The 11631-nt window shown below is 72.6% G+C and carries 13 protein-coding genes; 4 read left to right on the top strand and 9 right to left on the bottom strand.

The genetic code is table 11. The features are described from left to right. Position 1: 1 nt before the first annotated feature. Positions 2 to 706: a succinate dehydrogenase cytochrome b subunit gene (locus ABZ956_RS16655; RefSeq protein ID WP_361893315.1), complete on the bottom strand. Its 705-nt coding sequence runs from the start codon at positions 704 to 706 to the stop codon at positions 2 to 4. An 87-nt stretch (positions 707 to 793) separates the two neighbouring features. Here ABZ956_RS16655 and ABZ956_RS16660 point away from each other — a divergent pair, with 87 nt between their 5' ends. Then, positions 794 to 1702: a LysR substrate-binding domain-containing protein gene (locus ABZ956_RS16660; protein WP_361893318.1), complete on the top strand. Its 909-nt coding sequence runs from the start codon at positions 794 to 796 to the stop codon at positions 1700 to 1702. A gap of 166 nt (positions 1703 to 1868) precedes the next feature. On the opposite strand, the gene ABZ956_RS16665 is transcribed toward ABZ956_RS16660, so the two are convergent. The 6 genes from ABZ956_RS16665 to ABZ956_RS16690 all read right to left on the bottom strand — a co-directional run bounded on the left by ABZ956_RS16665 (position 1869) and on the right by ABZ956_RS16690 (position 5281). Continuing rightward, positions 1869 to 2171, bottom strand: a complete 303-nt coding sequence (locus ABZ956_RS16665; RefSeq protein WP_361893321.1) for a transcriptional regulator — start codon at positions 2169 to 2171, stop codon at positions 1869 to 1871. After that, complete coding sequence (locus ABZ956_RS16670) at positions 2168 to 2632, bottom strand: hypothetical protein (protein WP_361893324.1); 465 nt, start codon at positions 2630 to 2632, stop codon at positions 2168 to 2170. Before ABZ956_RS16670 ends, ABZ956_RS16665 begins: the two co-directional genes overlap by 4 nt. A 135-nt stretch (positions 2633 to 2767) precedes the next feature. Continuing rightward, positions 2768 to 3133 (bottom strand): fluoride efflux transporter CrcB, encoded by a 366-nt coding sequence (gene crcB / locus ABZ956_RS16675; RefSeq protein ID WP_361893327.1) that lies wholly within the window; start codon positions 3131 to 3133, stop codon positions 2768 to 2770. Beyond that, the gene (locus ABZ956_RS16680; protein WP_361893329.1) at positions 3130 to 3495 is read right to left on the bottom strand and encodes a DUF190 domain-containing protein; all 366 of its coding nucleotides are present in this window, start codon (positions 3493 to 3495) and stop codon (positions 3130 to 3132) included. The genes crcB and ABZ956_RS16680 overlap by 4 nt, the downstream gene beginning before the upstream one ends. Next, on the bottom strand, positions 3492 to 3938 hold the full coding sequence (locus ABZ956_RS16685) for a CrcB family protein (RefSeq protein ID WP_361893894.1): 447 nt from the start codon (positions 3936 to 3938) through the stop codon (positions 3492 to 3494). The genes ABZ956_RS16680 and ABZ956_RS16685 overlap by 4 nt, the downstream gene beginning before the upstream one ends. Before the next feature lie 92 nt (positions 3939 to 4030). Then, on the bottom strand, positions 4031 to 5281 hold the full coding sequence (locus tag ABZ956_RS16690) for a styrene monooxygenase/indole monooxygenase family protein (protein WP_361893332.1): 1251 nt from the start codon (positions 5279 to 5281) through the stop codon (positions 4031 to 4033). 362 nt (positions 5282 to 5643) lie between these two features. Between ABZ956_RS16690 and ABZ956_RS16695 the strand changes: the two genes are divergently transcribed. Next, entirely contained in the window at positions 5644 to 6612 is a 969-nt protein-coding gene (locus ABZ956_RS16695) for a polyprenyl synthetase family protein (RefSeq protein WP_361893335.1), read from the top strand. A gap of 35 nt (positions 6613 to 6647) precedes the next feature. On the opposite strand, the gene ABZ956_RS16700 is transcribed toward ABZ956_RS16695, so the two are convergent. After that, entirely contained in the window at positions 6648 to 7349 is a 702-nt protein-coding gene (locus tag ABZ956_RS16700) for a 4'-phosphopantetheinyl transferase superfamily protein (protein WP_361893337.1), read from the bottom strand. Between the two features lie 247 nt (positions 7350 to 7596). On the opposite strand from ABZ956_RS16700, the gene ABZ956_RS16705 reads away from it, so the two are divergent. After that, positions 7597 to 7836 carry a chaplin gene (locus tag ABZ956_RS16705; RefSeq protein ID WP_361893340.1) on the top strand — a complete coding sequence of 80 codons (240 nt, stop codon included), beginning with the start codon at positions 7597 to 7599 and terminating at the stop codon, positions 7834 to 7836. Positions 7837 to 8023: 187 nt separating this feature from the next. Beyond that, positions 8024 to 10171, top strand: a complete 2148-nt coding sequence (locus ABZ956_RS16710) for an NB-ARC domain-containing protein (RefSeq protein ID WP_361893343.1) — start codon at positions 8024 to 8026, stop codon at positions 10169 to 10171. 112 nt (positions 10172 to 10283) lie between these two features. On the opposite strand, the gene ABZ956_RS16715 is transcribed toward ABZ956_RS16710, so the two are convergent. Further along, a partial coding sequence (locus ABZ956_RS16715) for a hypothetical protein (protein ID WP_361893346.1) occupies positions 10284 to 11631 on the bottom strand: 1348 nt, incomplete at its 5' end.

Here is an 11631-nt window from a genome sequence, read left to right on the forward strand (position 1 = left end):
CTCAGCTCACGACTCCTGTCAGAACGCCCACGGGAACGGCGATGAATCCACAGGTCAGCAAGATCGCCAGCCCGTTGGCGAGGGCCTTGAGCACCCGCTCGCGGCGTGGCGAGCCCACGCCCAGCGTCTGGGCGGCACTCCAGAAGCCGTGCCGGATGTGCAGGCCGAGCGCGAGCATCGCGGCGATGTAGAAGGCGCTGACATACCGGCGGTCGAAGGACGCGACGAGGTTTTCGTACGGGCGTCCCTGCTCGGCGTTGGGGTTCACGGTGAGGGTGGTGAGGTCCAGGATGTGCCAGACGATGAACAGGCCCAGGATCACCCCGCCCCAGCGCATGGTGCGCGTCGCATAGCTCGCCCGGCGCCGTTTGTGCACATACCCGTCCGGGCGCGCGGCGATGTCGCGCCGGCTGAGCTGGTAGGCCGCCACCCCGTGCAGGACGACCGACGCGCTCAGCACCACCCGCGCCGTCCACAGAAACCACTCGCGGTGCAGGAACGGCTCGCCGATGGTACGGATCCAGTGCCCGTAGTGATTGAACTCCCCGGCCCCGAAGAACACCTTCAGATTGCCCATCATGTGGGCGACCAGGTACGCCAGCATGACCAGACCGGTGACGGCCATGACCGCCTTCTTGCCGACGGTCGAGCGCCACACGAAGCCGATGAGGGACGGAGACCGCTCCGTCCGGGTCGCGAGTGCCATGACAACCGACCGTAGGCGGGCCCCATCGATGCGTCCAAGACATGATGGCGCTGGTTTCCATAGCCTCCCCCTATCTATCCTGCGGTGGTGCAACTCCAGCAACTCCGCTACTTCGCCACCGTCGCCGAGCTCCGGCACTTCACCCGGGCCGCCGAGGCGCTGCACGTCGCCCAGCCGTCGCTCTCCCAGCAGATCCGCGCCCTGGAGCGGGAACTGGGCGCCGAGCTCTTCCATCGCGCCCGGGGCAACATCACCCTCACCGACGCGGGCGAGGCCCTGCTGCCGCTCGCCCGGCGGGTGCTCGCGGACACCGAGACGGCCCGCCGGGAGGTGCAGGAGGTCGCCCTGCTGCGGCGCGGCCGGGTGCGGCTGGGCGCCCCGCCGAGCCTGTGCGCGAGCCTCGTCCCGGATGTCCTGCGCACCTACCACGCCCGCTTCCCCGGCATCGAGCTGCACGTGGACGAAGGCGGCTCGCAGGACCTTGTGCGCCGTCTCGCCGACGGCGGGCTCGACCTCGCCCTGATCATCACCCCCCTCGGTGTGGGCGCCCCCGCCCTGGCGACGACCGAGCTCCTCCACGAGGACCTGGTCGTGGTGTCGTCCCCCGCCTCCCCGGCCCCCGTCCGGGGCCGCACCATGCGGGTGGAGCAGCTGCGGGACCTGCCGATGGTGATGTTCCGGCGCGGCTACGACCTGCGCGAGATCACCACCGCCGCGTGCCGTGCGGCGGGCTTCGAACCCTCCTTCACCGTCGAGGGCGGCGAGATGGACGCCGTCCTGGGTTTCGTCCGTGCCGGACTGGGTCTCGCCGTCGTCCCCGGCATGGTCGCGGCCCGTTCCGGCCTGCGGGTCACCCCCTTCGAGGGTGAGCGCATGCGCCGGACCGTGGCCGTTGCCCACCGCAAGGACGCCCCACCCCCACGCGCGGCCCGGGAGCTGCGACGCGTACTGCTGGAGCACCTGGGCGCGCCGGCGGACGAGCCCGGCGAGCCCTGAAGGCCCTGAGGCGGCCCGCGGCCCGGGGCGGGCGGACTCGCGGGTGGGGCCGGGGTGGGACGGGGTGGAGCCGGGCTATGTCCGGCTCGGCCCAACTCAACTCTGTGCGGGTCGGTTCGGGTCGGCTCGCGTTGGCTGGGCTCGGGTCGGCTTGGCTCGGTTCGGATCAGCTCAGTTCGGCGTTGACGATGGCGCGGAGCGCGGCGAGGTGGGCGCGGTAGGCGGCCCGACCCTCCTTGGTCAGGCGCAGCCACACCCGCTGCCGCGTCTCGCGCACGGCCCGGCGCTGCTCGACGTAGCCGGCCTCCGACAGGACCGTGACGTGTTTGCTCAGCACGGATGGGCTCACGCCCAGCGTGTCGCGCATCGTCGCGAACTCGATCTCCTCGACGGCGTCGAGCGCGGCGCAGATCCGGAGCCGGTTCGGCGCGTGGATCGTCTCGTTGAAGCCGTCTTCGGGAGCGGTCACGCTGCGGGTATGCCCTTCTTGCGGGAGTTCTTGCCGAGTATCAGGATGCCTCCTCCGGTGAGCAGCGCCGCAGGCACCCACACCCAGGGCATGTCGGCCTGGCGGTCCACGACGAGGGCGGCGATGTACATCGTGAGACCGATGGCCGCGCCCCCGGCCACCTGACGGCCCGTCTCCGGAGTGGCCCGGTGCATGACGCCCATCTTGCGCGCCTGCACGAACACGAACGTCATCATGCCCACGAACAGGACGCCCACGGCTGTGATGTCGAACGGGTCGGGCAGCAGATTGGTGAGGTATATCCCGATCACGAACGCGCAGAGCGTCGGCTGATACCACCGCCCGGGCGTGATCGCCCCGACCGCCGCCTGTGCCTCCTCGGCCAGGGCCAGGGACTGGGCGGCGCTTTCCCGCGTGGGCATGGACGGCCTGGACGACCGCGAGTGCTCATCAGTTGCCATGACGGAAAGTGAAGCACGCTGTTTCCGTCATGGCAACTGTAGATTTTCCGTTGTGGAAAGTGTGGCCGAGTGCTCGACGAGCGACCCCCACTGGCGTCACCCCGGCATCACCCGCCTCACATCACCTGCCCCACATCACCCGCCCCACATCACCTCTCCCGCCACCGCCCCCGCGAACGCCGCCCCCACACCGCACACCACGCTGCCCACCGCGTTCAGCGCCGCGTAGCCCCGCGCACCGTCCTCGGCGAGGCGCAGCGTCTCGTAGGAGAAGGTCGAGTACGTCGTCAGCGCGCCGCACAGCCCCGTCCCCAGCAGCAGCCGCCACTGCTCGTCCGCTATCGCGCCGGTCAGCACGCCCATCACGAAGCAGCCCACCACGTTCACCACGAACGTTCCCCAGGGGAAGACCGAGTCGTGCCGGGACTGCACGAAGCGGTCCGTGAGATAGCGCAGCGGAGCGCCGACCATGGCGCCGGCGATGACGAGGAGCCAGTTCACGCGGGCGTCTCCCGGCCCCGGCCCTTGTAGTGCAGCACCTCGACCTCGTCGAGGGTGACCAGGCCCTCGCCGACCAGTTCCGCCAGTACGGGAAGGAAGGAACGTACGCGCTCCTCGGTGTCGACGATGACGACGGCCACCGGCAGGTCCTCGCTCAGGGACAGCAACCGTGCGGTGTGGATGAGCGAGGAAGCGCCGAAGCCCTCGATGCCGCGGAAGACGCTGGCGCCCGCCAGGCCCGCCGCGTGGGCGCGGTGGACGATCTCGGAGTAGAGCGGGCGGCGGCCGGAGCCGCCGGCGGCGCACGTGTCGGACTCGCCGATGAGCACCGTGACGCGCAGGGCCTTGCCGTGGAGCCTCACCGCGTCCTCCGCAGGGCGATCAGCCGCCGGGTCGTCACGGCCGCCGCCCACACCGCCGCCAACGCGGCGATCAGCGTCGCCGCCAGGTAGGCGAGGCCGGTGCCCGCCCGGCCGTCCGCGACCAGTTGCCGGATGTCCACCGCGTACGTGGAGAACGTCGTGAAGCCGCCCAGCACCCCGGTCCCCAGAAAGGGTCGCGCCAGCCGGTGCGGCGTGGCCCATTCGGCGATGGTCACCAGCAGCACCCCGATCAGCGCGCACCCCACCGCGTTGACCACCAGCGTCGTCCACGGGAAGGCGTCGGGCGCCGTCGGCCACAACAAGGCCGCGCCGTAACGGGCCGTCGCTCCGGCGCCCCCGCCGAGGGAGACCGCGCAGACGACCGGCCACTGGGCGTGCGGAGCGCGGGGCCGCGGAGGCGTGTGCGTGGCGGAGTCCGCCATCGCTCCCGGCTGCGCCGCGCCCGTCGTGCCCACCGCGCCAGGCTAACCCAGACCCGTTCCCCTGCCCGTTCCCACGCCCGCTCCGGTGCCGCTCACCCCGCCACCCGCCCCGACACCGCCGCCAGACAGGCCTCCGCCCGGTCGGCGTCCATCAGCCACTCCTGATAGTCCGCGGGATCGGCGAAGCCGTTGACGTAGCGGCGGGCGAGTTCCGGGTGCTCGGCGGCCGCGGCCAGGACGTGCTGGACGTGATCCGGCAACGGGGCGTCCAGGACCATGTTGGTGAAGGCGCTGGTGTGCCGGGCGTGCTCCCACCAGCCGGCGAACGTCTCGTGCATCCACGCCCGGTCGAAGGGCCGCTCGCCCCGCGCCAGGATCGACCCCAGATAGCGGTCCGCACAGCGCGCCGCGTTGTTCGAGCCCTGCCCCGTCACGGGGTCGTTGAGCACGACCGCGTCGGCCATGCCCAGTACGTACGAGCCCGGGGCGACCTCCGCGACCGGGTGCCGCACCACCGGGACCAGGCTCCCGGTGAGCAGGGCGCCCGCGTCGGTCGGCGCGGCGTCCGCGCACAGTTCGTACTCCCAGGGCGCGTACGAGCGCAGCAGCTGCCGGGACCGCTCCAGAGCCGCGCCCGGATCCGAGACGTCGTCCCAGCAGTCGAAGGGGCCGCCCGGACGGCCTTCCCACAGCAGGATGTCGCACGGTCCGGAGGCCGTCAGCGCGGGCAGGACGAAGAACTCCCCGACCTCCGGGAACGCGTACATGCGCAAATAGCCGGGCGGAAGTGCCGGATCCGGCCGGGTGCCGTGCGCATACACGCAAGCCAGCGCCCGCTGCGGGGTCTGGAACGGGCTGTGCCGCTCGTCGCGCCCGAAGATCTGCCCCAGCGGCCCGTGCCCGGAGGCGACGACCGTCAGATCCTGGCCCGCCGCCACCTCCGGCAGCTCCTCGGCGGTGACCTGCCGGTACTCCACCCGGCCGCCGCGCTCTTCGAAGAGCTCCAGCCAGCGGGAGGTCTTCACCCGCTGGTCGACGGAGCGGGCCGGCTCGTCGAGGGGGGCCGAGATGGCCCGCTCCGGGGCGCGGACGCCCGGCGGATCGGTGGGGCTGATGCTCACTCCCTCGATCCGCGGCGTCTGTTCGTCCCACAGGTTCAGGCCCAGCTCCCGCTCCAGGGCGAGTGCCGGCCCGTACATCAGCTGCGTCGACATGACCCGCCCGCCGCGGACCTCCTCGGGCGTGCGGGCGGAGACCACGGTCACCTCGTACCCCGCCGCCCTTAGCCCAAGGGCCAGTTGCAGCCCCGCCTGTCCGGCGCCGACGATCGCGATCCTGCGCATGGTTGCCTCCGAAAGCCGGTTCCCGTGGCCCGCCCCCGTTGTAACCGCCCACGACGCGCGCTGTACAGACGGCGCGCACGTGCCGCGTCGGCCGTCACCCAGGGGCCGTCCGGTGCTCTGGCGGTGGGCTCCGGACCGCCCCGCGGCCGGGCCGCCGCCTGCTCATCCGCCGTCGCCCGCCCGGACCACCCCGCGTTCCACCTGTCACCCCCGAACCATCCGGCGTCCCCTTTGGCAGGAAACCGGCGCTTCCATCGCGTGCGGCTGGGCAGTCTCCTGGCCGGTCACCCTCCGCCGTCGAGAGCGGAGCCGCCGCCCCTCAGGGTCGGCCGACGGCCGCACTCGAACCAGGGAGGCACACGATGACGAAGCGACCCCAGCCGCCCGGCCCGGTGGCGCCCCCCACGCCGTCGCCGCGGCACCAGCGGGCGAGGATGCTCGACCGCGTCGAGGAGCGGCTGCGGGGCCTCTTCGACGAGGAACACCGCCTGTGGCGCACCGCCGACGCCCGCGGCGCCGGGCTGATCGAGTCACTGGCCGAGCTGGTGACCGCGGGCGGGGACCGGGCCCGCCCGACCGTCTTCCTCACCGGCTACCTCGCGGCCGGCGGCGACCCGGAGGCCCCCGCCGCCGTCGACACCGCCGCTGCTCTCGAACTCCTCGACACCTGCACCCTCATACGCGGCGACGTCCGCGACAACGCCGCCCTGCGCAGGGGCATCCCCACCCTGCACGCCGGCCGGGCGGCCGAGCACGAGCACAGCGGCTGGGCGGGCGACTCCCGGCGCTTCGGCGAGTCCACCGCCACACTCGCCGGTGACCTCGCCCTCGCCCACGCGGACCGGCTCGTGGCACGGCTGCCCGCCGAGGCGTGGCAGATCTGGGACGAGCTGCGGGTACAGCGGGCGATCGGCACGTACACGCACGAGGCCATGGCCGCCGAGTACCTCGACGACCCCTGGCCCGGACACTGCGTGTCCGGCTGCGACCGCGGCTGCGCCGCCGGCTGGTACGCCCTGCGCCACCCGCTACGCCTGGGCGCGGCCCTCGCCGGCCGCCCCGACCTCGACGCCCCGTACGACGGCTACGCCCGTCCGCTGCACGCCGCGTGGCGGCTGCGCGGCTTCCTCGACGGAGGCCCGGAATTCGCCTGGGACGCACAGCTGCTGCGCGAGCTGCTGCTGGATCCCGAGGAGCGCGACGTCACCGAGCAGCTGATCGACGAGCTAGTCCGGAGGGCCCGCGACATCGCCGCCACCGCCCCACTGGCGGACGGCTGGCGCGAGGAACTGGCCGCCTTCGCCGAGCGAGTGGCGTCACCGGAGGGCTGACCGTCCCGACAGCTGCGGGGCGGGCACAGCAATAGCTACCGACCAGGCACGGCTATCGCCGTGACGATCAGGCCGTCGCGGACCAGCCAGCGGCCGTCGAAGCCGGACAGCCGGTTTCCGGTCGCTGCCAGGAGCGGGTCCGGTGTCAGCACACGCGCGCGGAAGGTCTGCTCGGCCGGGTCCACCTCGATGACGGCCCCCTGGAAGTCCAGCCAGAGCCGGGTGAGCGGAAACCACGCCTTGTAGACGCTCTCCTTGGCGCTGAACACCAGCCGGTCCCAGCACACATCGGGCCGCTCCGCGCTCAGCCGGGCCAGCCACCCGTGCTCCTCGGGGCGGGTCACCAGTTCCCGCACTCCGTCGTTGGGCAGAGGTTCGTTGGGCTCCGCGTCCAGTCCGATGGTCAGTATGTCGGCGCTGCGCGCGACGGCCGCCGCGCGGTAGCCGGCACAGTGCGTCATGCTGCCGACGATGCCGGACGGCCACTGGGGGGCGCCACGCTGCCCGGGAACGATGGGGCCGGGAGCGACGCCCAGCCGCCCCAGGGCGGTCCGGGCGCAGACCCGCACCGTGGTGAACTCCCTGCGCCGCTTCTCCACCGCCCGGGCGATGAGCGCCTCTTCCTCGGGGAACAGCGTGGGCGTCGCGTTCGCGCCGCCGGCGGCGGGGCCGTCAAAGGCGGGATCGTCGAAGGACTCGGCGGATTCGATCGGTGACGTCAGCAGGGCGCCAATCATTCTCGCCAGTCATCCCCATGGTCTAAGAGGCCGAAGTGCCTGTACGACAGGAACCCTGCCAGCCGGGAAGCCAATGGGGAAACCCCTATTGCTGTTGATCAGCCCACACCTGGCACCCATTCGGCCCATATCGGGGTCACCCGGTCGCTTCGCGGACGAAACCTTTGTGAGCTTCGCACGTTGATCCGGGCTCCCGACCGTCACCGGCCGGGTGCTCGTCCCGTACGTCCAAGCAAAGGTGTCTCCCATGTCACGAATCGCCAGGGCAGCAGTCGTCACCGCCGCTGTGGGCGCCACTCTCGCCGGCGTCGCCGGCGGTGCGGTCGCCGACTCCGGAGCCAAGGGCGCGGCTGCCGGTTCCCCGGGTGTCATCTCGGGCAACGTCATCCAGGTGCCGATCCACATCCCGATCAACCTCTGCGGCAACACCATCGACATCATCGGGCTGCTCAACCCGGCCTCCGGCAACTTCTGCTACAACGACTGACGTCTGCCGAAGACAGTCGGTCCACGGTTTCCGGGACGTCCCCCGCCCCGGATCCGTTCCTGTGCGCATGGCGCCCCCGGCCCACCGCCGGCGGGCGCCATGCGCCTTTCGCCGGTGCCCTCTTCGGCCCGCGAGGGCACGCACGTAGGATCTCTCCCCACAACTGCGGCGGGCGGGGCGGGGACGCATGGGCGAGCGTGACGGCATCGAGAACACGATCACAGGCGGTACGTTCCTGGCCCCGGTCGTACAGGCGCGGGAAGTCCACGTGCACCGGAGCACGACGGCACGGGTCCCACGGCTCCTGGGCCCGGCGCCCGACGTGTTCGTCGACCGCACCCCGGTGTTCGCGGCCCTGGCGCGGGCGTCCGCCGAACGCGCCGGGCGCGACGCGCCCCTGATCGTGACGGTCACCGGCCTGCCCGGCATGGGCAAGACCGCCACCGCACTGCGCTGGCTGCACCAACTGGGCGCCGACTTTCCCGGCGGCCACCTCCAGGACGACATGAGCCCGCAGGGCCCGCTCAAGCCGCGCGACCCCGCCGCCGTACTTGAGGGCTTCATCCGTGAACTGTCCGGTCGTCAGGAGCAGATCGGCCCGTCCAGACCCACCGACCTGAACGGGCTCGCCGCCCACTACAGATCGCTGACGGCCGACGCGCCCACCCTGGTGCTTTTGGACAACGTCGTGAGCGCCGCCCAGGTCCGCCCCCTCCTGCCGGGCCACCCCGGGAGCGTGGTCGTCGTCACCAGCCGCTTCCCGCTCACCGGTCTGCGGGTCTCCCACCCGCGAACACTGAGCGTCCATCTGGACGCCCTCGACGCCGGATCCGGTGCCGAGTTGTTCCACGCGGTGACGGGACGGCCGGACGCACTGGACCGGCCGGCTCTGGAGGACGTCCTGCGCGCCTGTGCCGGACTGCCGCTGGCCGTGAGGATCGCGGGCGCGCGCGTGGGTGAACTGCTGGAGACGGGGGAGGATCCCGCGGAGCTCGCCCGTGAACTCGTCGACCGCCGCACCCGTCTGGAGGCGCTCACCGTGCCCGACGACCTCTCCGTCGCCCAGGTCTTCGACGCCGTGTACGACTCCCTGGCCGAGGGCGCGGCGGAGCTCTACCGGGCCCTGGGTCTGCACCCGACACCGGAGTTCTCCCGTGAGCTCGTCCGCCGGCTCGCCCGCACGGAGGGCGACGTACGCACGCTCGTACGGGAGCGGCTGCTGGAACCGGCCGGTGACGGGCGGCTGCGCATGCACGGACTCGTCCACGACCACGCCCGCACAGCCGCCGGCGGAGTCGTCGACACGCGGACGACCGACCGGTGCGTGGACCGGCACTCCGCCCCGTGCGTCGACCACTATGTCGACTGGTACCTGGAGCGCGCGGCGGCCGTCGAGTGGCAGACCTCCGACCGCTGGCGCTATGGGCCGATGTTCGCGCAGCCGGAGCGCCTGCGGAACGCCTTCGCCGGCGCCGACGAGGCACTGGACGCCATGGAAGCGGACCGTGCCAACGTGGTGGCGGTGGTGGAGCTGGCGCATGCCACCGGACGCCACGCTGCGGCGTGGCAGCTGTGCGAAGCACTGCGCGGCTTCTTCTTCCGGCGCAAATACCACGCGGACTGGGTGGCCGTGTGCCTGACGGGGGTCAGCGCGGCGCAACAGGGCGACGACCCGATCGCCGTGGCGCGCATGCACCTGGAGCTGGCCTTCGCGTACGCCGACCGCGACGATGAGAGCGACGCCGCAGCCGCCCGCGACCACTACGACCACGCCCTCACCCTGGCCTGTGCCCTCCGGCACGCGCGTACCGAGTCCTCGGCCCTGGAGGGCCTGGGGCTGCTCGAGCTGCGCGCCGGCCGCCCGCAGGCCGCGGCGGACCACTTCCGGCGCGCGGTCGACGCGCTGGAGGACATCGACCACCCCCGTGGCCGTGCGCTGCTGACCTTCCACCTGGGCCGCGCCCTCAGCGCCGACCGCCGCCATTCGGAGGCAGCCGAGCTGCTGCTGCGCGCCCGCGCGCTGTTCGCCGCACTGCCCGACCACTTCAACGAGGCCAAGTCCCTGTGGCACTACGCCCAGGCCCGCCTGCGCGCCGACCGCCCGGACGAGGCTCTGGCCCCGCTGAACGAAGCCGCCGCGCTGATCCACACCTGCGGCGCGCCCAAGGAAGAAGCCGACATCCTGCTGCTGCGCGGAGACGTACTGGCGACCGAGGGCCGGCAGGAGGCCGCGGAGGCCGACTGGCGGTCGGCGCTGGAGCTGTACGTCCGAGTGGGCGGCGCCGGTGGAGAGAGCACGGGGGCGAGGGCGGCGCGGGAACGCCTGGGCGGCTAGGGGTTCGAGGGGGCGAGCAGGGGAGCGAAAAAGCAGCTCGTCCGGTGTTTGAGGACGAGAAACGCTCAGACGGTGAAAGGGGAGGGAAGGGCTGCTGCTGAACGGGGCAAGATCAGCGGAGAACTCCCTCCAGAGCGAGCCGTCCCGCAGGAACCCCGTCGGCGATGTCGACGTCGACAGTGGCGTTCTCATCCCTCCGTCCGTTCTCCAGCCCGCCGCCGAGCCCGATGTAGAGCACCGACGCCGCAACCGCCAAAGATGCCCCCGCCCCGGCTCCTGCCATCTCCCACCGGGCGCTCACCCGCGCTCCGTCACGCGTGACGGCGACGCAGTCCGTCGCCCTCTGCCCCGGCCCGCCCGCGAAGGCGGCCAGCCGGCACCCGGGATAGCGCCGGAAGATCCGCTCGGCTGCCTCCCTGACGGACTCGCCCGGCCCCGGCGGCCGGGCCACGATCACGTCGGCCGCGCGGGCCCAGCGGGGGTCGGGCTCGCCCTCCGCGGCCACCAGGTGCGGGTCGGGCAGGTGCGCGGTCACAGATCCCTGGAACTCGGCAGGGTGGCGCCGCAGCGACACCCGCCCGCAGGCCCCGCCCGCTGCGACGGTGACGTACATGGCCGCGGGCACCGGTTCGTACCGTTCGGCGGGAAGCGGCAGCGGCAGCGCGATGGGCCGGGGAACCGCGGGCCGGTCCGGCTCGGCCAGCTCCATCCGCGCGTAGTACAGGCGGCGCAGCAGCGCGGCCGACCGCATGGGACGGGACGTGACGAGCCCACCGATGCCGGCGAGCCGCTCGTCGCCGGGCTGTGCGGCCATGGCATGCCGCACCTGCTGCTCCAGCGGCTCGTACGGGCTGACGCGCGGCAACGCCGCCCCCAGCCGTTCCATGGGCGACCCGGAGGCCACCACGGCCTCCCCGAAGGCCCCCAGCAGGCCGGGCACGCCGAGTGCGGAGCCGTACAGGCTCAGCGAGCCGTGGTCGCCGATGAACGCGTCGGCCGCCACCAGCGCCGCCTTCCAGGCGTCCGTCTCCGGCGGAGGGAGGACGAGCCCGGCGCGCAGGTACGGAGCCAGCCAGGAGCGGACCTGCCAACCACTGTGGCCGAACCAGACGTTGGGGTGCACCGCGGCGACGACGCGATAGCCGTCGACAGGCAGCTCGGCGAGCGCCCGGCGGACGATGTCAATGTTCGCGCCGAGGAGGGAATGCGGTCCCCAGGTGGAGGTGAGGACGAGCAGTTTCTGGCCGGGCCGCAGCCCGAAGGCCGCGCGGTACTCGTCACGGAAGGGAAGGCTGGCGCGGAGCAGGTCCATGCACGGGTCGCCGGCGACCACGGAGATCGGTACGGCTTCGGGGCAGCCCCGGCGTAGCCGTTCGCGCTGTTCGTCGTGGGAGAGGACGATGGCGGAGGGAATCAGCCGACCCTCGTGAGTGAGCCACTCCGCATCAAGCCCGAAGGCT

The sequence above is a fragment of the Streptomyces sp. NPDC046261 genome, assembly GCF_040646235.1.
Lineage (GTDB): Bacteria > Actinomycetota > Actinomycetes > Streptomycetales > Streptomycetaceae > Streptomyces.

Excerpts from the sequence above, each read along its gene's own strand:
- ABZ956_RS16655 (WP_361893315.1), bottom strand. The coding sequence starts at position 706 with ATGGCACTCGCGACCCGGACGGAGCGGTCTCCGTCCCTCATCGGCTTC.
- ABZ956_RS16670 (WP_361893324.1), bottom strand. The coding sequence starts at position 2,632 with ATGGCAACTGATGAGCACTCGCGGTCGTCCAGGCCGTCCATGCCCACG.
- ABZ956_RS16685 (WP_361893894.1), bottom strand. The coding sequence starts at position 3,938 with ATGGCGGACTCCGCCACGCACACGCCTCCGCGGCCCCGCGCTCCGCAC.
- ABZ956_RS16690 (WP_361893332.1), bottom strand. The coding sequence starts at position 5,281 with ATGCGCAGGATCGCGATCGTCGGCGCCGGACAGGCGGGGCTGCAACTG.
- ABZ956_RS16695 (WP_361893335.1), top strand. The coding sequence starts at position 5,644 with ATGACGAAGCGACCCCAGCCGCCCGGCCCGGTGGCGCCCCCCACGCCG.
- ABZ956_RS16700 (WP_361893337.1), bottom strand. The coding sequence starts at position 7,349 with ATGATTGGCGCCCTGCTGACGTCACCGATCGAATCCGCCGAGTCCTTC.
- ABZ956_RS16705 (WP_361893340.1), top strand. The coding sequence starts at position 7,597 with ATGTCACGAATCGCCAGGGCAGCAGTCGTCACCGCCGCTGTGGGCGCC.
- ABZ956_RS16710 (WP_361893343.1), top strand. The coding sequence starts at position 8,024 with ATGGGCGAGCGTGACGGCATCGAGAACACGATCACAGGCGGTACGTTC.